Origin of the sequence: Microbacterium sp. 2FI (genome assembly GCF_005502885.1) — a bacterium.
In the GTDB taxonomy this organism is placed as follows: domain Bacteria; phylum Actinomycetota; class Actinomycetes; order Actinomycetales; family Microbacteriaceae; genus Microbacterium.
This window is the reverse complement of the sequence record NZ_SCMR01000007.1, coordinates 84,722-104,419: the sequence shown is the minus strand read 5'-3', so window position 1 is coordinate 104,419 and position 19,698 is coordinate 84,722. Positions and strand designations below refer to the sequence as shown.

The 19,698-nt window shown below is 69.5% G+C and carries 19 protein-coding genes; 5 read left to right on the top strand and 14 right to left on the bottom strand.

All coding sequences use genetic code 11. The features are described from left to right. Positions 1 to 2: 2 nt before the first annotated feature. From FFS15_RS08175 to FFS15_RS08150, 6 genes are all read right to left on the bottom strand, one after another. Positions 3 to 944 carry a carbohydrate ABC transporter permease gene (locus FFS15_RS08175; protein ID WP_249353854.1) on the bottom strand — a complete coding sequence of 314 codons (942 nt, stop codon included), beginning with the start codon at positions 942 to 944 and terminating at the stop codon, positions 3 to 5. After that, positions 941 to 1,921, bottom strand: a complete 981-nt coding sequence (locus FFS15_RS08170) for a sugar ABC transporter permease (protein WP_137844518.1) — start codon at positions 1,919 to 1,921, stop codon at positions 941 to 943. The genes FFS15_RS08175 and FFS15_RS08170 overlap by 4 nt, the downstream gene beginning before the upstream one ends. Before the next feature lie 73 nt (positions 1,922 to 1,994). Continuing rightward, entirely contained in the window at positions 1,995 to 3,311 is a 1,317-nt protein-coding gene (locus tag FFS15_RS08165; RefSeq protein WP_137844517.1) for an ABC transporter substrate-binding protein, read from the bottom strand. A 239-nt stretch (positions 3,312 to 3,550) separates the two neighbouring features. Next, positions 3,551 to 4,420, bottom strand: a complete 870-nt coding sequence (locus FFS15_RS08160; protein ID WP_137844516.1) for an amidohydrolase family protein — start codon at positions 4,418 to 4,420, stop codon at positions 3,551 to 3,553. Between the two features lie 30 nt (positions 4,421 to 4,450). Next, positions 4,451 to 5,119, bottom strand: a complete 669-nt coding sequence (locus FFS15_RS08155) for an RraA family protein (RefSeq protein ID WP_137844515.1) — start codon at positions 5,117 to 5,119, stop codon at positions 4,451 to 4,453. After that, positions 5,106 to 6,314, bottom strand: a complete 1,209-nt coding sequence (locus FFS15_RS08150) for a mandelate racemase/muconate lactonizing enzyme family protein (protein WP_249353852.1) — start codon at positions 6,312 to 6,314, stop codon at positions 5,106 to 5,108. The genes FFS15_RS08155 and FFS15_RS08150 overlap by 14 nt, the downstream gene beginning before the upstream one ends. 87 nt (positions 6,315 to 6,401) lie before the next feature. Here FFS15_RS08150 and FFS15_RS08145 point away from each other — a divergent pair, with 87 nt between their 5' ends. Further along, on the top strand, positions 6,402 to 7,142 hold the full coding sequence (locus FFS15_RS08145) for a FadR/GntR family transcriptional regulator (protein ID WP_137844514.1): 741 nt from the start codon (positions 6,402 to 6,404) through the stop codon (positions 7,140 to 7,142). Here the strand turns inward: FFS15_RS08145 and FFS15_RS08140 are convergent. The 6 genes from FFS15_RS08140 to FFS15_RS08115 form a co-directional block, all read right to left on the bottom strand. Then, positions 7,139 to 8,440: an L-fuconate dehydratase gene (locus FFS15_RS08140; protein ID WP_137844513.1), complete on the bottom strand. Its 1,302-nt coding sequence runs from the start codon at positions 8,438 to 8,440 to the stop codon at positions 7,139 to 7,141. The two genes, FFS15_RS08145 and FFS15_RS08140, sit on opposite strands and share 4 nt — an antisense overlap. Continuing rightward, positions 8,437 to 9,414, bottom strand: coding sequence for an aldo/keto reductase (locus FFS15_RS08135; protein WP_137844512.1), 978 nt, complete (start codon positions 9,412 to 9,414; stop codon positions 8,437 to 8,439). Before FFS15_RS08135 ends, FFS15_RS08140 begins: the two co-directional genes overlap by 4 nt. A gap of 108 nt (positions 9,415 to 9,522) precedes the next feature. Next, entirely contained in the window at positions 9,523 to 10,548 is a 1,026-nt protein-coding gene (locus tag FFS15_RS08130; protein WP_137844511.1) for a LacI family DNA-binding transcriptional regulator, read from the bottom strand. Positions 10,549 to 10,581: 33 nt separating this feature from the next. After that, positions 10,582 to 11,049, bottom strand: a complete 468-nt coding sequence (locus tag FFS15_RS08125) for a MaoC/PaaZ C-terminal domain-containing protein (RefSeq protein ID WP_137844510.1) — start codon at positions 11,047 to 11,049, stop codon at positions 10,582 to 10,584. Further along, the gene (locus FFS15_RS08120) at positions 11,031 to 12,164 is read right to left on the bottom strand and encodes an extracellular solute-binding protein (protein WP_137844509.1); all 1,134 of its coding nucleotides are present in this window, start codon (positions 12,162 to 12,164) and stop codon (positions 11,031 to 11,033) included. Before FFS15_RS08120 ends, FFS15_RS08125 begins: the two co-directional genes overlap by 19 nt. Next, positions 12,161 to 13,351, bottom strand: coding sequence for a CaiB/BaiF CoA-transferase family protein (locus tag FFS15_RS08115; protein ID WP_137844508.1), 1,191 nt, complete (start codon positions 13,349 to 13,351; stop codon positions 12,161 to 12,163). Before FFS15_RS08115 ends, FFS15_RS08120 begins: the two co-directional genes overlap by 4 nt. A gap of 153 nt (positions 13,352 to 13,504) precedes the next feature. On the opposite strand from FFS15_RS08115, the gene FFS15_RS08110 reads away from it, so the two are divergent. Genes FFS15_RS08110 through FFS15_RS08095 form a run of 4 tightly spaced genes read left to right on the top strand, consistent with a single transcriptional unit; the run spans position 13,505 to position 16,952 of the window. After that, positions 13,505 to 14,527: an alcohol dehydrogenase catalytic domain-containing protein gene (locus FFS15_RS08110; protein ID WP_137844507.1), complete on the top strand. Its 1,023-nt coding sequence runs from the start codon at positions 13,505 to 13,507 to the stop codon at positions 14,525 to 14,527. After that, positions 14,524 to 15,282 (top strand): SDR family oxidoreductase, encoded by a 759-nt coding sequence (locus FFS15_RS08105; RefSeq protein WP_137844506.1) that lies wholly within the window; start codon positions 14,524 to 14,526, stop codon positions 15,280 to 15,282. Before FFS15_RS08110 ends, FFS15_RS08105 begins: the two co-directional genes overlap by 4 nt. Positions 15,283 to 15,336: 54 nt before the next feature. Then, positions 15,337 to 16,188, top strand: coding sequence for a fumarylacetoacetate hydrolase family protein (locus tag FFS15_RS08100; protein WP_137844505.1), 852 nt, complete (start codon positions 15,337 to 15,339; stop codon positions 16,186 to 16,188). Next, positions 16,185 to 16,952 (top strand): SDR family oxidoreductase, encoded by a 768-nt coding sequence (locus FFS15_RS08095; RefSeq protein WP_137844504.1) that lies wholly within the window; start codon positions 16,185 to 16,187, stop codon positions 16,950 to 16,952. Before FFS15_RS08100 ends, FFS15_RS08095 begins: the two co-directional genes overlap by 4 nt. A gap of 31 nt (positions 16,953 to 16,983) precedes the next feature. On the opposite strand, the gene FFS15_RS08090 is transcribed toward FFS15_RS08095, so the two are convergent. Beyond that, the gene (locus tag FFS15_RS08090) at positions 16,984 to 18,504 is read right to left on the bottom strand and encodes an aldehyde dehydrogenase (NADP(+)) (protein ID WP_137844503.1); all 1,521 of its coding nucleotides are present in this window, start codon (positions 18,502 to 18,504) and stop codon (positions 16,984 to 16,986) included. Next, positions 18,501 to 19,685 carry a fumarylacetoacetate hydrolase family protein gene (locus FFS15_RS08085; protein ID WP_137844502.1) on the bottom strand — a complete coding sequence of 395 codons (1,185 nt, stop codon included), beginning with the start codon at positions 19,683 to 19,685 and terminating at the stop codon, positions 18,501 to 18,503. The genes FFS15_RS08090 and FFS15_RS08085 overlap by 4 nt, the downstream gene beginning before the upstream one ends. Between the last annotated feature and the right edge of the window lie 13 nt (positions 19,686 to 19,698).

Below are 19,698 nucleotides of genomic sequence, written 5' to 3'. Positions count from 1 at the left end.
GGTCATCCCTTCACTGCGCCGACCGTCTGGCCGCGGATGAGGAAGCGCTGCGCCCCGAGGAAGACGAGGAGCAGCGGAAGCATCGAGATCACCGTCGCGAGCGCCAGCTGCGGCATGTAGAGCTTGACGTCGAGGCCCGCGGCGACCGTCGCGTTGAAGAGCGGGCTCGCCCCGATGAGCTCCTGGATGCCGATCGAGATCGTCTTGTTCTGCTGATTGCTCGTCAGCAGCGCCAGCGGGAGGAAGAAGTTCGTCCAGTTGGCCACGAACGAGAAGAACGCCACGAGCGCGACGGCCTGCTTCGAGATCGGCAGTCCGACGCGGAAGAAGATGGCGATCTCGCCGAGACCGTCGATGCGCGCCGCCTCGACGAGCTCGGGAGGCATCGTCGTCATGAAGTGGATGTAGCTGAGGTACACGCCGAACGGGAAGAAGCCCATGATCACCGCGACGGGCCAGAGCTGTCCGACGGCGCCGATCGCGTTCACCTCGAGGAAGAGCGGGATGACCAGCACCGTGTTGGGCATGACCATCGCGAGCAGCGTCGCGAACAGCCAGAACTTGCGCGAACGGAAGCGCAGCCGCGCCATCGCGTAGCCGGCCGGGATCGCCGCTATCAGGGCGAGGAGCCCCCCGGCGATCGCGAGGATGAGGGAGTTCATGATCCAGCGCTGGAAGAGTCCGCCGCCGCCCGGGCCGAAGCCGGTGAGCTGGCTCCAGCTGAACACGACGTTGTCCCACGACATCCCCTGCAGGCCGAGCCAGCCGTCGGTTCCCGCGGCAACGCCCTCCTGGCTTCGGAAGGCCATCGCGATGAAGCCGACGATCGGGATCACGAACATCGCCGCGACGACGAGCATCACCGTCACCCGGGAGACGCGCCCCGCGTTCCAGCGGCGCGAGCCGACGGGGCGGTGCACTTCGGTCTGTGCGGGGGCGCTCAACGTGCCTTCTCCTTCTCATCGCCGAAGAGTCCGCTCTTGAAGACGATGAAGATGCCGATGGCGAGGGTGATGACGAGCAGGATGATCGACATCGCCGCCGCCGCCGGGAAGTTGCGGTTCGTGAACGCGAACGCGTAGCCGAGCTGCGTCGGCGCCCATTCCGCGTCGATCGAGCCCGCCGAGATCTGCCGCATGAGGTAGGGCTCGAGGAAGAGCTGGAACCCGTAGGCGAGGTTCATCAGCGCGGCGTATCCGATCCACGGACGGATGAGGGGGAGCTTGATCCGCCACGCGAGCTGCCAGGCGTTGGCGCCGTCGAGTGAGGCCGCCTCGAAGATCTCGTCGGGGATGCCGTTGAGACCGCCGTTGACGATGATGATCCAGGTCCCCACGCCCTGGAAGAAGAGCATCGCCGTGAGGATCCACGGCAGGTTCTCGGTGGTCGTGATCTCCTTCAGCGTGTCCAGCCCCATGCCCTGCCACAGGAACGCGATGGGCGATTCGGTCGGGTTGAGGAGATACACCCACAGCACGAAGTTGGCGATGCCGGCGAGCGCACCGGGAACGAAGTAGATGAAACGCATCGAACCGCCGAAGCGGCCGGGGCTCGCGTGGACGAGGAGCGCGAGGCCGACGACGCCGAGGATCATCAGCGGCAGCCAGATCGCCATCACCGTGAAGATGTTCACGAACGTGTCGACGAACCGGTAGTCCGTGACGACCGTGACGAAGGCTTCAAGCCCGCCGAATCCGGTCTGCGGATTCACGAGAGTCGCCGGCTTCTGCAGCGAGATGTAGAAGGCGTACCCGATCGGGATGGCTGCCGCGACCAGGAACAGCAGCATGTAGGGCGCCATCAGCACCCACGCGCCGCGAGCTTCGACGCGATGCAGGGCTCGGCGCCGTGATCTTCTCGGCGCTGCGCCCGCGCCGCGTCGCTGCGCCGTGGTGAGCGTCTCGGTGACGGTTGTCGTCATGGCTTCTTCCTCGAAGATGTGCGGTGCAGGCAGGGGCGCCGGTCGTGGACCGACGCCCCTGCGCCAGAGTGCCTTACTGAACCGTGTAGCCGACCGACTTGGCCTGGTTGACCAGCTCCTCGCCGAAGGCGGCGATGGCCTCTTCGACCGTCCCGCCGCTGATGAGTGTCGGGCTCACGGTCTCGGTCCACACCGAGCCGGTGTCGTACAGCATGTACGAGTACGGGTTGACCGCCGAAGCGGCATCCTTGAACGCCTGCTGAACCGCCGGGATCTCGGCGAAGTACGCGTCGGATTCGATCTTCGCGAGCCAGGCATCCTGCACCGGACCGTAGCCGGGAAGGCCCGTGCTGAGGTCGACCTGCCAGCGGGGATCGGTCGCGACGAACGTCGCGAACGTCAGCGCGTTCTCGAGCTGCTTGCCGGTGATGTGCGACGAGACGCCCCACAGTCCACCGCCCTCGTTTCCGGTAGACGGCTCCGACTCGCCCTCCCACACCAGCGGTGCGACGGCACTCATCTCACCGGCAGGGATCTTCCAGGTGTCGCGGAAGAGGTAGTTGCCCCACCACACGGCTCCGGGGCTCATCACGAGGTTCGCGCCCGCTTCGGCGGCGTCGCCGTCGAAGATGCCCTGGGTGCTGAGCGCATCGCCCACGTACATCTGGTCGAGCAGCTCGGTCGCGCGCACGCACGTCGGGTCGCTCATGTCGATGTGGGCCTCGGTCTCGGAGACACGGTCGTTGGTCGGGCAGCCGGACCCCTGCAGGTAGCGGTTCACCGCGTACGCGTCGCCGAGGAAGCCGCTGATCTTGCCGGGGTGCTCGGCCGCGATCGTGACGGCGAGTTCGCCGTACTCCTCCCACGTCGTCGGCAGCGTGTAGCCGTTCGCATCGAAGAAGGCCTTGTTGTACCAGAACACGTCCGGCGCGGCGTCGTTGCGCAGGCACCGGATCTTGCCGTCGATGTCGCAGAACGACAGCACGGCGGGATCGTAACCCTCGATGACCTCGGGGAGGAGGTCGGTGAGGTCGGCGGCGTAGTCGCTCGTCGAGTTCGTCGCCCACCCGATGTCGTCGTTGGACGGGAAGAAGATCGCGTCGGGCCAGCCGGAGCCCGCCGAGTCGAAGTTGGCGAACGACTGCTTGACGGTCTTGCCGCCGACGGTGCCGTCGATCTGCACCACATCGATCTCGATGTCGGGATAGGCCTCCTGGAAGGCCTCGGCGGCCGGCACGCGGGGCGGGTCGACCCACACCGTGATCTTGCCGCCGGAATCGGTCTGCGCGTCGGCCGTCGCTTCGCCGCCGGTGCCGCCGGAGCAGCCAGCCAGGGCGAGAGCCGCCACGACGAAGCCTGCGCCCGCCGCGAGGATCCTCTGGGTCTTCATTGACACTCCTTGTGTGAGTGGCGCTGCTGATCGCACGCCGTTGTGATCTGCCTGTGGTGCTGCGGTCGTCCTGCCGGACGTGCTCAAACGTTATCCCTGTCATTCGGGGAAGTCAAACGTTTGCTCACATTGCTCGGCTCGGAACGCTTCGCGTTGATATCCGACCATACATCGGATGAATCTCGGTGGGTATCCCGTTCCATAACAAAATGGGACTCATTCACGGGCAAGTGATTGGATCATTCAGCCGCCAGGCGTTGCGGATCGAGGCGGTAGAACTCGGCCGCCGTGCGTCCGAGGACCTGCTCGCGATCCCGAGCATCGAGCAGGTCGAACAGGGGCAGAAGTCCGCCCCACACGCGCGTGTATCCGCCGGCGAGCACCGAGATCGGCCAGTCACCGCCGTACATGAGGCGCTCGGGGCCGAACAGCTCGAGCGCACGCTCGAAGGACGGCCGGATCGCCTCGGTCGACCAGGCCCCCATGTCGGCCGTGGCCGAGTACAGTCCGCTCACCTTGCCGTACACCAGCGGGTTCTCGGCGGCGGCGGCGATGAGCGAGTCCCACGGCTCCACGTCGTCGAGCCCGATCGGCGGCTTGGCCAGATGGTCGATCACCATGCGAAGTCCCGGATGCCGCTCCGACAGCAGCGGCACGATCTCGAGGTGGCGTGGCAGCACGGCCACCACGTCGAGGGCGACGCCGCGGGCGGCGAGCACATCGAGCGCTGCAGCGACCTCGGGACGCAGCAGCCAGTCCGGATCGGGCTTCGTGTGGATGAGGTTGCGCACCCCCACCATGAGAGAGTCGCCCGCCCACGCGTCGAGCGTGGCCGCGGTCGCCGCGGCGTCGTCCAGGGGTGCGAAGCCGACGATCCCCACGACCTCGGCGTGCGCGGCGGCCGACGCCCGCATGATCGCGGTGTCTTCGGGGTTGTCGGCCGACTGTACCTGGACGGTGAAGTCGACGCCGGCGGCCTTCAGCTCGGGGGCGACGTCGTCGAAGGTCATCGCGCCGTCGATCGGGGCGAGGGCGGGTCCCAGCCAGTCGTACTCGGCCTCGGCCGGGTCCCACACGTGCTGGTGCGCGTCGATCACGGGGAAGGTCATGTGGTGTCTCCGTCGTTCGATTCCAGGTTCTCAGAGCACGCGGTGGCGGTCCCAGACCGCGCGGAGCGATTCGCCCGCGAGCAGCTCAGCGAGCACCGTCGACTCCCGCGCGGCGCGCGCTCGGGCGAGCCCGAGGACGGCGTGCTCGTGCGCACGGGGCACCACCACGACGCCGTCGTCGTCCGCCATCACGAGGTCGCCGGTGCTGATCGCGACCCCGCCCACCACGACCGGCTCGTCGACGCTCTCGATGCGCATGCGTGCCCGATAGTCGATCGGCCGGCGCGAGCGCGAGAACGCCGGAAAGCCGAGCGCCGCAATGCGGTCGGCGTCTCGCAGATTGCCGTCGGTGATCACGCCCGCAGCCCCCGCGCCGAGAGCGGCGGCACTGAACAGCTCGCCCCAGAAGGCGGAGTCGTTGCTCTCGGCGGTCGCGATCACCACGAGCTGGCCGGCACGCACGCCGTCGATCATGTCGATGGCCGCGCCGTACGGATCGATGGGCTCGTCGATCGTCGACGGCGCGAAGCGCACGGTCCTGGCGCGACCGATGGCGCGTGAACCGGGGACGACGGGTGCGAGCCGCAGCTGCAGCACCTGGTCGCGGAGTCCTGCGGCGTCGCACGAGTCGCTGAGGATCGCGGTCGTCAGGCGCTCGTCGCCCGGCTCGGGCGTGAAGCCCGCCTCACCGGATGACATGGCCGCCGCCGCTCTGGAAGACGAACTCCCGCTCGATCTCGGGCGTGAGCGAGATCCCGAGCCCGGGCGCTGTGGGGGCCGAGATACGGCCGTCCGCGAAGTGCACCTGCTCGATGCGCATCGCGTCGCGAAGGGGGTTGGGCAGAGTGCAGAACTCGAAGAGCTCGACATGGGGATCGGCTAGGACCGTGTGCAGATTCGCGGCGAACGTCACGGCACTCCCCCACACGTGCGGCACGCACGCAGCCCCCGCATCCCGTGCTCTTCGGGAGACGCGCGAGAAGGCACGGGGCCCCCCGACGAACGTCACATCCGGCTGCGCGATATCGAGGGCGCCGGCGTCCAGCAACTGAGCGAACTCGCGCTCGGTGCCGTTGGATTCCACACCCGAGACCGGCACACCCGCCTCGGCGCGCACCTGCGCGTACCCCGCGACGTCGTCGGCCGAGCACGGTTCCTCGTACCAGCGCGCGCCGAGTTCTGCGGCGCGCCTGCCCACGCGCACGGCGTCGGCGAGCGACCACGGCCGTGCTGCGCACGCCTGCACGGCGTCGAGGATGAACTGCACGCCGCCCGGCAGCCGCGACACCACGTGATCAAGCAGGGCGAGCGTCGTATCGGGGTCGGTCATCGCGCGGAACTTCACCGTCCCGAACCCGGCGGAGACCTGGGCGGCGGCCCACGCCGAGACTTCTTCGAAGGTCGTACCGAGCCCCCCGCTCGCATACGCCTCGATGCTCGCGCGGCGCGCGCCGCCCAGGAGCTCATAGGCGGGCACGCCGGCCCGCGTCGCGACGGCATCCAGCGCCGCCGTCTCGATCGCACCCGCCACGCCGGACGCGATCCCGCCCCGGGACCAGAACGCCGTATAGGCCCGCAGGTGGTCGCCGACCTCGAGCGGCGATGCGAACGAGACGCCCTCGACGTAGGGGCGGAATGCCTCGACGAGCCCGGGAACGGCGGGCGCCGCCATGATGCCGGCGCCCGCCTCGCCGACGCCGACCGATCCGTCGGCGAGGGTGACCTCGACGAGGGCCGCGTCCCACGAACGGATAACCCCGCCCACCCACGTCAGCTCGTCGCCTGCCGCGTAGCGATGCGACAGCAGGACGGCGCGTACCGCCACGACTGTCAGCGAGGTGTCGGTCACAGTCGGCGTGCTGATCGGATTCGTCATCGAAGTCCCGTCAATCATCGGATGTCTCCTCGAAACCACCATAGGGCAATCGATTGAGCACGCGCTAGTCCTCCGATGACCGGAACAAACCGTACACTGACACGCATGACCGACGAAGAGGCCGCGATCGGCTCGCGCTCGCAGACCGACGTCGTGATCGAGGGCATCAAGGGCATGCTCACGCGGGGCGACCTGCGCCCGGGATCGCGACTGCCGGTCGAGAAGGATCTCGCAGCCCAGCTGGGCGTTTCGCGCGGCTCGCTGCGGGAGGGCGTGCGCGCCCTCGCCACTCTCGGAGTCCTCGAGACCCGGCAGGGCGACGGCACGTACGTCACCTCGCTCGACCCCCGCCGACTGCTGAGTCCCCTCGGCTTCCTCGCCGATCTTCAGCAGCCCGCTCACGCCGCCGACCTCCTCGCGGTGCGGCGGGTGCTCGAGACCGAGAGCGTCTCGCTCGCCGCCACCCGGCTGAGCGACGACGAACTCGCCGAGCTCGACGACGTGCTCGGAGTGGTCGACGAGATCCTCGAGAACGAGCCCGACATGGACCTCGAGGCTTTCATCCACGCCGACACCGAGTTCCACCGCATGATCGCGCGTGCGAGCGGCAACCCGCCCCTCGCCGCGATCATCGACACGCTCGTCGGCCGCACCTTCCGCGCACGGCTGTGGCGGGCGATCTCGCACCGCGGCTCGGTGCGAGAGACCCAGGCCGAGCACCGCGCGATCCTCGACGAGCTCGTCCGCCGCGACCCCGAACGCGCGCGCATCCGCATGTCGGTGCACCTGCTGGGCGTCGAGGAGTTCAGTGCGGCGCACGCCGACGAAGACCCCGAGGCGATCTAGCGCGCCGCCCAGTAGCTGCCGCCCGGGAACGAGTACTCCTCGACCGACGCGTCGAACATCTGTGCGCTGTACCCGGGCTGGACGGGCAGCACGTACGCGCCGTTCTCGACGATGCACGGGTCGACGAAGTGCTCGTGCAGATGATCGACGAACTCGGTGACGCGGTTCTCGAGCGTGCCCGAGACGCAGACGAAGTCGAAGATCGACAGGTGCTGGACCAGTTCGCACAGACCCACGCCACCGGCGTGCGGGCACACCGGCACGCCGAACTTGTGGGCCATGAAGTAGACCGCGAGGATCTCGTTCACACTCGCGAGCCGAGCGGAGTCCAGCTGGCAGAAGTCGATCGCCTCGGCCTGGAAGAGCTGCTTGAACAGCACGCGGTTCATCCCGTGTTCGCCGGTGGCGACGCCGATCGGCGCCACCGCGCGTCGCACAGCGGCGTGGCCGAGGATGTCGTCGGGGCTCGTGGGCTCCTCGATCCACAGCGGCTTGAACTCGGCGAGGTGGCTCATCCACTCGATCGCCTCCGGCACGTCCCACACCTGGTTCGCGTCGATCATGAGGTCGGCGTCCCAGCCGATCACCTCGCGAGCGATGCGCAGGCGGCGGATGTCGTCTTGGAGACTCGCGCCGACCTTGAGCTTGACGTGGCGGTAGCCCTCGTCGACGGCCTCCTGCAGCAGGCGCCGGAGCTTCTCGTCGCTGTAGCCGAGCCACCCCGCGCTCGTCGTGTAGCAGGGGTAGCCGCCGCGCGCCTCGAGTTCGGCGACGCGCTGCTCGCGCGTGGGCGCGCGCTCGGCGAGCATCGCGACGGCCTCGTCGCGCGTGAGGGCGTCGGAGAGGTATCGCATGTCGGCGGCGTCGACGAGCTGCTCCGGGGTCATGTCGGCGAGGAGCCGCCACAGCGGCTTGCCTGCCTGGCGCGCAGCGAGGTCCCACATCGCATTCATCACGGCCGCCATCGCGAGGTGCACGACGCCCTTCTCGGGCCCGAGCCACCGCAGCTGCGAGTCCGAGGCCAGCTCGCGGTAGAGTCCGCCGAGGTCGGCTACGGCATCCTCGACCGAGCGCCCGATCAGCGGCAGTCCCCGCTGCCGAGCCGCTTCGACGCACAGGTCGTTGCCACGCCCGATCGTGAACGTGAAGCCGTATCCCTTGACCGCCGGGTCATCGGTGTGCACGACGACATAGGCGGCCGAGTAGTCGCCGTCCTTGTTCATGGCGTCCGAGCCGTCCATGCTGAGCGAGGTCGGAAAGCGCACGTCGTGCGCGGTGACGGCGGTGATGGTGGTCATGCCAGGGCCTCCGGGATGAGTTCGACGTCGGCGAGGTCGCGCCATACGGCGTCGGGGATGGGGGATGCCGCGCGCTCGGCGTTCGAGCGCACCTGTGCGGTGCCCCGGGCGCCGAGGACGACGCTCACCACGGCGGGGTGGCGCAGCACGTAGGCGATCGCAGCCTCGGGGAGCGTCACGCCGTGCCGCTCGCAGACGTCCGCGACACGGTTCGCCCGCGCGATCAGCTCGGGAGGCGCCGGCTGGTAGTCGAAATGCGCGTCGGGGGCGGGCCGCGGAGTGCTGAGCAGCCCCGAGTTGTAGACGGCCGCGGCGACGACACCCACACCGCGATCGGCGGCGAGCGGCAGCAGATCGGCGAGCGCCTCGTCGTCGAGCAGCGTGAACCGACCGGCGCACATGACGATGTCGACATCGGCGCGACGGATGAGTTCGGCGAGCGGTGCCGCGTGGTTCATGCCCGCCCCGACCTCGGTGACCACGCCCTGCTCTCGCAGTTCGATGAGTGCGCCGATGCCCTCGGTCGAGGCTTGCGTGAAGTGGTCGTCGGGGTCGTGCAGATACAGGATGTCGATGCGGTCCAAGCCCAGCCGCTCGAGCGAGGCCTCGACCGAGCGGAGGATGCCGTCACGGCTGAAGTCCCACTCGCGCCGGGGGTCGGCCGGCACGTCGAACCCCTGGCCGTCGCGCTCGTGCGCGGTCTCGGGGCTCGGCACGAGCAGCCGCCCGACCTTGGTGGAGACGACGAACTCGGAGCGTGGACGACCGGCGAGCTCGGCGCCGAGGCGCCGCTCCGACAGGCCCACCCCGTAGTGGGGTGCGGTATCGAAGTATCGGATGCCAGCGTCCCATGCCGCAGCGACGGTCTCGTGGACCTCGTCGTCGGTGGTGACGCGGAAGAGGTTCCCGAGCTGCGCCGTACCCAGGCCCAGATCGGTCAGCTCCAAGCCGCGCCGCGTTGCGCGAGTACGCATGGTCGTCCCCTCATCGTGTTCCTTCATCCTAGTCATTCATTGGATGAATCGGTACCTGATGGCAGGGAAAACTATCCGATGGGGGTGAAAGTGGGGGAAAGGTCGGCTCTATTGCGTCTGCCGAGTCGACGGCGGCGCCGTCGACTCACGCTCGACGAGCACCGGCGCCGGATCGGCGACCACGACATCGCTCACCGCGCCCGTGGTGATCCGGTCGAAGATCGCGGTCATCCCGGCGCGGCCGAGCTCATACAGCGGCATCCGCACCGTCGTCAGCGGCGGCCACGCGTTCTCGGCTGTCCACGCGTCGTGCATGGCGACGATCGAGAGGTCCTCGGGCACCCGCAGACCCAGGCGTCGCGCCTCGAGCAGGGCGCCGTGTGCGGCGTTGACGTTCGCGACCACGACGGCGGTCGGCGGCTCGGCCAGCGATGCGACGCGAGCGAGCGCCGCACCGCCGCTGCGCGGGTCGTAGCCGAGGCGCGTCACGTATTCGTCCGGCACCGCGAGGCCGGCACCCGCCATCGCCCCGCGGAATCCCGCCTCGCGACTCGTCGCGGTGTGCGACGCCGGGTGCCCCCCGAGGAAGCCGATGCGCGCGTGGCCGAGATCGATGAGGTGCTGCGTGCCCAGGCGCATCCCGCGGTCGTCGTCGAGCACCACCGAACCGGTGCCGTGCGGAGGGATGGAGTTCACGAAGACGACCGGCAGGCTCCCCTCGACGAGGCTCTGCAGGTCGTCCGGACGCATGTTGTCGCCCACCTGCACCAGCACACCGTCGACTCGTCCTTCGCCGATCAGTCGCGGAATCGACTCCTCGCCTTCGGGCATCCCCTCCGCGCGCACCAGCAGCACCATGTAGCCGCGCCGGTTCGCCTCCTCCTCCACCCCGCGCATGAGCTCGGTGAAGATCGCGTTCGTCAGGTCGGGCACGATCAGCCCCACGACGTTGGTGCGCGCGAACTTCAGTGCGCGGGCGGCGAAGTTCGGGCGATACCCGAGGTCTTCCGCCGCCTGACGGATGCGCTGCCGCGTCTGTTCGCTGACACGGGCGCTCGGGGCGTCGCTCAGCACGCGCGAGACGGCCGAGACCGATACCCCCGCACGCGCCGCGACATCGCTCAGCGTGGCCATGCGCCCAGTGTAGGGATCACCTCCGGCGCCGGATCACGCCGCACGTCGGTTCACGAGATACAGGTGCGTGAGCACCATCACCGTCTCGCCGTGCTGATTGGCCACCGTCACGAGCTCGTGGACGTAGCCGAACTCGTCCGGGCGCCGCGGGTGGGCGGACTTCTCGGTGATCTCGGCGGTCACCCGGATGGTGTCGCCGATGAAGACGGGGCGGATGAAGCGGATGCGGTCGTAGCCGTAGCTCATCGACTGCGGGTTGATGTCTCCCGCGGTCATGCCGACGGCGACCGAGAGGATGAGCGTGCCGTGGGCGATGCGCTGCCCCGCCGGCTGCGTGGCCATCCACTCGGCATCCATATGGTGGGGGAAGAAGTCGCCCGTCTGCCCGGCGTGCAGCACGATGTCGGCCTCGGTGATCGTCCGCCCCACGCTCTCGCGGCGCTCGCCGATCTCGATGTCCTCGTACCAGCGATCGATCGTCTTCACGAGTGCACCAGCCATTCCTCGGCGCCCTCGTCCAGCCGTGCGCGCAGCTGATCGTCGGTGAGCCTGCCCACGAGAGCCTCGGTGACGAACTCCGACAGCGCGTTCTGCAGCTCGATGTAGTGCACGAACCGCGGGCGCACGTACGCGCCCTCGAGGGTCGCGCGCGTGCCCCGGAAGAAGTCGAGCGCGTCGGCGTTGGTGCGATCGCTCTCCCACGCCACGGCATTGCCGGGCTGCCCGCCGGCGTCGTAGTAGACGCCCTCCTGCACCTCGGCGGAGTCGAGCCAGAACGCGTGTGCGATCGCCTGCTCGGGATGCTGCGTGCGGGCCGACACCGCGATGCCGGCGCCCCCGAGCAGGGCGCCGCGCACGCCCGCACGGGACGACGGGATGTCGATGTACTTCACGCGATGATCGCGGAAGCCGACGCGGCTGTAGTTGGTGTACCCGAACATCAGCGGGACGTACGCGAACCGGTCGCCCGAGCTGAGCGCGTCCGCGGTCTGGATCGGGTTCCACGTGCTGTTGTCGGCGGGCACGAGCCGTGCGAGGCGCCGCAGGGTCTCCATCGCCTCGCCGAGGCCGTCGGCGCTGAGGAAGATCCCGGGGCTGCGCATGGGCTCTTCGCCGTTGCCCGATGCCACCGTGACCAGGCTCGAGAACGCGTCGACGGGCTTGTGCGGCCACAGCACGCGACCCTCTTCGGCGAGCGCGAGCACGCCTGCCCAATCGCGCGGCGGCTCGGGAAGCAGATCAGGGCGGAAGGCTGCGACCTGGGCCGCGGCATCCGTCGCCAGACCCCACTGCCCGCCCGCGTGCGCGTACGTCTCGTGGGAGGGCCCCACGGACTGTGCGGCGAGCACCGCGAGCTCGTCGTCGTGACCGGTGCCGTCGAGTCGCGCGAAGAGACCGTGCTCGGCGGCGAGCGGGATGTGCGGGTGATCGATCACCAAGAGGTCGTACTGCTCGACGAGCGACTCGAGCGGCTGGTCGGCGAAGGCCTGCAGCGACCGCTGCTCCCAGCGCACCTCGACGTCCGGCGCCACCCGGCGGTAGGCCCCGGCTGCCGCCGCGACGCTGCCGTAGCCGCGCGCGTGCTCCCACGTGATGCCCTTCAGAACCGTCGTCACCGTGCTGCCTCCTTCTCGGGTACCGCAAGCCCGGCCGGCGGGAACTCCGCACGCACCCGCTCGTCGTCTTCGCCGAGGGTCGGCGCGGCCTTCTCGCTCGTGAGCACTTCTCCGTCGATGCGCAGCGGGCTGCGGGTCGTCGAGATCGTCATCCCGCGGCGCTGCACCTGCTGCGTCATGCGGATCGCCGCGAAGCCGTCCGAGGCGAGCAGCTCGTCGAGGGTCAATACCGGGGCGCACCACACGTCGGCGGCGTCGAGGATGTCGAGCCAGGACTGGGTCGAACCCGTCCCGAACCGGGCCGCGAGCACTGCCTCGATCTCTTCCTGCCGGTCCCAGGCCTCCTGCGGATCGGTCATCGCCTCGAGCACCGGCAGCTCGAGCAGCGCGCCGAGCTTGGGGATCGGGTTCATCGCGAGCGCGATGTAGCCGTCGCTGGTCGGGTAGGTGCCGTACGGCGCCGCGAGGAACGCATGGGCCGAGTGCTCACCATGGCGCTCGACCCGGATCGCATCGTCGTTGAGCTTCGTGCTGAGCAGTTCGAACTGCAGGTCGAGCATCGACTCGAGGAGGCTCGACTCGACGTGGCCGCCCTCGCCGGTGCGGAATCGGCGCACGAGCAGCGCCGTGACGCCCTGCGCGATGTGGCAGCTGAGCAGGTGATCGGCGATCGAGAGTCCCACCGGCACCGGACCGTCGGCGTGCGAGCCGCTGAGCCACGGTAGGCCCGAGATCGACTGCGCGAGCAGGTCCTGCCCCGGGCGGTCGCGCCACGGGCCCTCGGTTCCGTAGCCGGTGGCACTCGCATAGACGATCGAGGGGTTGATCGCCCGGACGGACTCGTAGTCGAGCCCGATGCGCTCCATCACGCCCGGGCGGAAGTTCTGGATGAGGACGTCGGCCTGTGCGACGAGCTGGGTGACGTAGGCCAGGTCGGCTGCGACCTTCAGATCGGCGGTGATCGACTCCTTGTTGCGGTTCATCGCGTGGAAGGACACCGTGTCGCCGTCGACGACGCGACCGGCGAACGCGAGGGTTCGTCCGATGTCTCCCGTGCCGGGACGCTCGATCTTGATGACGCGCGCGCCGAGGTCGGCCAATCGCATGGCCGCGACCGGGCCGGCGAGGAACTGGCTGAAGTCGAGGACGAGCAGACCGTCGAGGGGTCCGATGTTCCCTGCTGGCATCGCGTGGGCGTCACTTTCTCGAGGAGCGTGATCATCGATGATCAATCGTTTGCTCATGCTAGTTTAGGCACGTGCCGACCGCAAGGCGACATCGCGCAGCCAATGGTGCACAATAGGACTCATCCCAATTCATCTGATCTTTAGGGGTTGTCGGTGCTGACAGCAAGCTACGTGGGAGACCACGCCATCCAGGTCTCCGAGGCCGAAGGCGCCCCACCTGGACCGGGACAGGTGCAGATCGCCGTCGCATTCACGGGCCTGTGCGGCACGGACCTGCACATCCTCCACGGCAACATGGATGCGCGCGTGAAGACCCCGCTCGTCTTCGGTCACGAGATGAGCGGAACGATCGCTGCCCTCGGCGAGGGCGTCTCCGGGTGGAGCGTCCACGATGGGGTGACGGTCATGCCCCTCTTGTGGGACGGCACATGCCCCGCGTGCGTGGCCGGTCACACCCACATCTGCCAGAACCTCGACTTCATCGGCATCGACTCCCCAGGCTCGCTCCAGGGTCTGTGGAACGTCCCCGCCGAGACGCTCGTCGCCCTGCCGACGGGTCTCCGGCTCGACCACGCGGCCCTTGTGGAACCGGTCGCCGTTGCGGTCCACGATGTGCGCCGCGCGCAGCTCGCGCCCGGCGACAAGGCCGTCGTGATCGGCGGCGGTCCGATCGGCGTGCTGATCGCGACGGTCGCGCGGCACTTCGGCGGAGACGTCGTCGTGATCGAGGTCGACGAGAAGCGCCGCGCGCAGATCGACGGCCTCGGATTCGCCACCCTCGACCCGCGAGCGGTCGACCAGGTCCGCTGGGTGACCGACTGGTCGGACGGCGCGGGCGCCGACGTGGTGTTCGAGGTCTCGGGCGCCGCCGCCGCGGTGCTCGGCGCGACCGCGCTCGCCAAGGTGCGCGGCAAGATCGTCGTGGTCGCGATCCACCCGACACCGCGCGAGATCGATCTGCAGCGCGTGTTCTGGCGAGAACTCAGCATCCTGGGCGCACGCGTGTACGAGCGGCAGGACTTCGAGACCGCCGTCGACCTCGTCGCTGGCGGCGTCATCCCGGCCGATCTGCTCATCACACGCATCGTGCCCCTCAGCCAGACGCAGGAGGCCTTCGCCGACCTCGAGGCCGGCCGCGCGATGAAGATCCTCGTCGATGTCGGGGGTCAGGCGTGAACGATCTCTTCGCACTCACCGGCACCACGGCCGTCGTCACCGGTGCGAGCCGCGGCATCGGGTTCGCGATGGCCGTCGCCCTCGCCGAGGCCGGCGCCGACATCATCGGCGTGAGCGCGTCGCTCCCGGCATCCGGAAGCGATATCGAGCGCGCCGTGACCGGCGCCGGCCGCTCGTTCGAAGGCTTCGCGTGCGACTTCGCCGACCCGGCCGCGGTGGACGCGCTCGGCGCGACACTCGCGGCGCGTGAGATCGGCATCCTGGTCAACAACGCCGGCACGATCGAGCGCGCCCCCGCCGCCGACCACCCGCTCGACCTCTGGGACCGCGTGCTGCAGGTGAACCTGTCGAGCCAGTTCCGTCTCACGCAGGCACTCGCGCGACCCATGCTCGACCGCGGGCGCGGCAAGATCATCTTCACGGCTTCGCTGCTGAGCTTCCAGGGCGGCATCAACGTGCCCGGCTACACCGCGGCGAAGTCCGGCATCGCCGGGCTCACCAAGGCCCTCGCCAACGAATGGGCGCCGCGCGGCGTGAACGTCAACGCGATCGCCCCCGGCTACATCGCAACCGACAACACCGCGACGCTGCGCGACGACCCGGTCCGATCGAGTGCGATCCTCGATCGCATCCCGGCCGGCCGCTGGGGAGACGCATCCGACCTCGCCGGCGCCACCGTCTTCCTCGCGTCGCGCGCCTCCGACTACGTCTCGGGCATCGTGCTGCCCGTCGACGGCGGGTGGCTCGGCCGATGACCGCTCGGCATGCGACCCCCGATGATTCCCGTCTGCACCCCTGAAGGAGAACCCATGACCCTCGCACGCCTCGGCGCCACAGGCTCCGAGATCCCTGTGATCCGCCACGACGGCCGCGTCTTCGACCTGCGCCCCCTCACCGCCGACATCGACGGCGCGTTCCTGGCGTCGGACGGCATCGCCCGCGCTGGCACCGCCGCGACCGCGGGCGAGCTGCCCGAGCTCGCCGGAGCGGACGACCTCCGCGTCGGGCCGCCCATCGCGCGGCCCGGCAAGATCGTGTGCATCGGCCTGAACTACCACGACCACGCCGAGGAGACCGGTGCGGCCGTGCCTTCCGAGCCCGTCGTGTTCATGAAGGATCCGTCGACGGTGGTCGGCCCCTTCGACGACGTGCTCATCCCCCGCCGGTCGGTGAAGACCGACTGGGAGGTCGAACTCGGCGTCGTGATCGGCACCGAGGCGCGGTACGTCGCCGCGCCTGAGGATGCGCTGCAGCATGTCGCCGGATACGTGCTGTCGCACGACGTCTCCGAGCGCGAGTTCCAGCTCGAGCGCGGAGGCCAGTGGGACAAGGGCAAAAGCTGCGAGACGTTCAACCCTCTGGGCCCCGACCTCGTGCCGGCGGGCCTCGTCGCCGACCCCCAGGACCTCGGCATGCGGCTCTGGGTCAACGGCGAACTGCGGCAGAACGGCTCGACGGCGTCGCAGATCTTCTCGGTCGCCCACGTCATCTGGTACCTGTCGCAGTTCATGGTGCTGCGTCCGGGCGACCTCATCAACACCGGCACCCCGGCGGGCGTCGCGCTCGGGATCCCCGGCGAGCCGTACCTGCGCGAAGGCGATGTCGTCGAACTCGAGATCGACGGCCTCGGCCGCGCCCGGCAGAAGATGGTGCAGGCATGAGCGCCGCGGAGTTCGACGGACTCGTCGCGGTCGTCACCGGCGGCGCCTCGGGGATCGGGCTCGCGACCTCGCTGGCATTCGTCGAGCGGGGTGCGCGGGTCGCCGTGCTCGATCTGAACCCGGGAGAGCTGCCGGAAGGCCTGACCGGATACACGGCGGATGTGACCGACCGCAGCTCGGTGGATGCTGCGATCACCGCTGTGGCTGCGGACTTCGGCGGCATCGATATCGTTATCAACAGCGCGGGGATCAGTTCCGTGGGGACGGTCGAGGACGCGACGGATGCCGACTGGGCACGGGTTCTCGACATCAACGTCACCGGGACGGCACGGGTGAGTGCGTCATCCCTCCCCTGGCTTCGCCGGTCCGGCGCTGCCGTGATCGTCAACGTCTGTTCGATCGCAGCGCTGAACGGACTCCCGCAGCGAGCCGTGTACTCGGCGTCGAAGGGGGCTGTCCTGGCCCTCACCTACGCGATGGCCACCGATCATGTGCACGAGGGCATCCGGGTGAACTGCGTCCGCCCCGGAACCGTCTACACGCCCTTCGTCGAGCGCATGCTCCAGGGCTTCGCCGACCCGGTCACCGAACGCGCCGCCCTCGACGCCCGCCAGGCCACCGGCCGCATGGTGACGCCGGAAGAGGTCGCCGCGGCGATCCTGTATCTCGCGAGCCCGACGTCGGGGTCGTCGACCGGAGTCGCCCTCGACGTCGACGGCGGCATCACGCACCTGCGGGTGCGCCCTGCCGGCGAGGTCCGCTGAAATCCGCCGCGACCCTCGTACAGGGTGCGGACTACGCCGTGGGCAGGGTCAGCACCCCGTCGATGCGGCGGGGCACATCGCTCGCGCCGTCGCGGAGCTCAACCGGCAGCGCGTGCGCAGGAGCGTCCTGGTAGGCGACGGGCCGCAGGAATCGACGGATCGCCGAGACTCCGACCGACGTGTGCTGAGAATTCGTCGACGGCCACGAGCCGCCGTGATGCTGCGCCCACGCGACGCGCACGCCCGTGGGGTACCCGTTGAACACGACGCGGCCGGCTCGAGGCACGAGCTCCCGCACCAGCTCGTCGATGAGCGCCGACTCGTCGGGCTGCGCGTGGATCGTCGCGGTCAGGGAGTCCGGCACCGCATCCAGGGCAGTGAAGACGTCGGCCGTCGTCGCGTAGCGCGCCACGACGATCAGAGGACCGAACGCCTCCTCGGTCACGTCGGGAGTGACCGCGGCGGCGTCGAGTTCGAGCACCGTCGGCGTCGCGTGAAAGCCCTGAGCGCGCTCACCCGAGCCCATCGCCACGACCCGGGCTCGTCCGCGCTCGACGAGCCGTTCCCGGATCTCGCCGAACGACGTGCCGATCCGCTCGTTGAGCAGCACTCCGGGCTCTGCTGCGCGAGCACGATCGGCCAGCTGCCGCACGATCGCGTCGCCGGCATCCCCTGCGGGCACGAAGGCGAGACCGGGCTTGGTGCAGAACTGGCCCGAACCCAGCGTGAACGATCCGAACAGCCCCTCGGCGACGGCATCGCCGCGGTCCCGCGCCGCGGCCGGGGTGACCACGAGCGGATTCAGGCTGCTGAGCTCGCCGTAGAACGGGATGGGGTCGGGCCGCGACTCGATGATCGACAGGAGCGCCCGTCCGCCATCGAGGGAGCCCGTGAAGCCGACGGCCCGGACCTGCGGATCGGCGACCAGCGCTCGCCCTGCCTGCGTTCCGTAGACGATGCCGAGCGTCGCCGAGGGAGCGCCGTACCCGGTCGCCGCAGCGGAGAGCGTCACGAACGTCGCTGCGGAGGTCTCGAGGTGTGAGCCGTGCGCTTTGATGATCACGGGGTTGCCGGCGGCGAGGGCAGAGGCGACGTCGCCTCCCGCGACCGAGAAGGCGAAGGGGAAGTTGCTCGACCCGAACACCGCCACCGGCCCGATCGGGATCAGCATGCGCCGGAGATCGGGACCCGGGCCGATCGGCGTCTCGCCGGCGTGGTCGATCGTCGCCTCGAGATAGCCGCCGTCACGGAGCGCCTCGGCGAACAGGCGGAACTGGAAGGCGCTGCGGCCGACTTCGCCCGTCAGGCGCGCGGCACCGAGACCGGTCTCGCGGTCGGCGACGGCGACCAGCTCGTCTCGCGCGGCCTCGAGAGCATCGGCGAGGGCCTCGAGGAGCCCGGCTCGCCAGGCGCGACCAGTCCATCGCAGTGCGGCGAACGACTTGGCCGCAGCCGCCGCTGCGGCTCCCACCGCGGCGTCGGATGTGGCCACGAGCGCCGTGTCGTGCGTCTCGCCCGTACGGGGATCGGTCGTGGTGAGCGCATCGGTCAACGGAGCAGTCCTCGCTGGGTCAGGTTCTCGAACAGGGCGGCGATCCCGAACGTCCACGGCTCGATCTCCTCGCTCAGCCGCACGCGGTTCGTGATCGAGCCCAGGCGCGGCTCGGCGATGCGCACGACGTCGTCGAGGTGATGGGTGAATCCCCGACCCACCGCGTCGCGGTCCTCGACCGGGGCGAACAGGGTGCCGAGGAACAGCACGAAGCCATCCGGATACTGGTGATGGTCGCCGACGACCTGCGACACGATGTCGAGCGGGTCGCGGGCGATCGCCGAGAGCGGGCTCTGCGCCCGGAGCGTGTAGCCGTCCACCCCCGCGACGGTCAGGGTGACCACGGCAGCGCGGACGTCGTCCATGCCGTACGAGGCATCGAACAGGCGGAGGAACGGGCCGATCGCCGCCGACCCGTTGTTGTCCTTCGCCTTGGGCAGCAGCAACGCCGAGCGGCCCTCGATGTCGCGCAGATTGACGTCGTTTCCGAGCGTGGCGCCGACCACATCGCCACGCGACGACACCACGAGCACGATCTCGGGCTCGGGGTTGTTCCATTCGGACGACGAGTGGATGCCGACATCGACGCCGGTGCCGACAGAGGCGAGCACGGGCGCCTTCGTGAAGACCTCGGCATCCGGACCGATCCCGACCTCGAGGTACTGGCTCCACAGTCCACGCTCGATCAGGGCAGCCTTGACCCGCGCGGCCTCCGGCGATCCGGGAATGAGGGTGTCGAGCTCGCCCCCGATCGCCGCCGTGATCTCGGCGCGTATGCCGAGAGCGGCATCCTTCTCGCCTCGCGCTCGCTCTTCGATGATGCGCTCGAGCATCGACAGGGGAAAGGTCACTCCGGCGGCCTTGACGACCTGCAGATCGATGGGCGAGAGCAGCCAGGGTCGCCCCGCGTCACGCGTGTCGGGCGCGGTGTTGGCCACGAGGTCGTCGAGCGAGCAGAGCACGGGACCGGATGCCGCAGCCACCGCCGCCGCCGGGGTCGGAGACTCGGTCACCGCACGCATCGTCGAGAAGGTCGCACTCAGGTCGACGACGCCTTCGGCGCGGACGGCGACGACGCTCGGGCCGCCGACGCGGGGAACCCACACCCGTCCCGCGAGCACGCCGGTCGTGCCGTCCTCGGGAAGCAGGGCGGCGGAGTCGGTCGTGGTGATGGGGGTCATGCGGTCCTCAGCA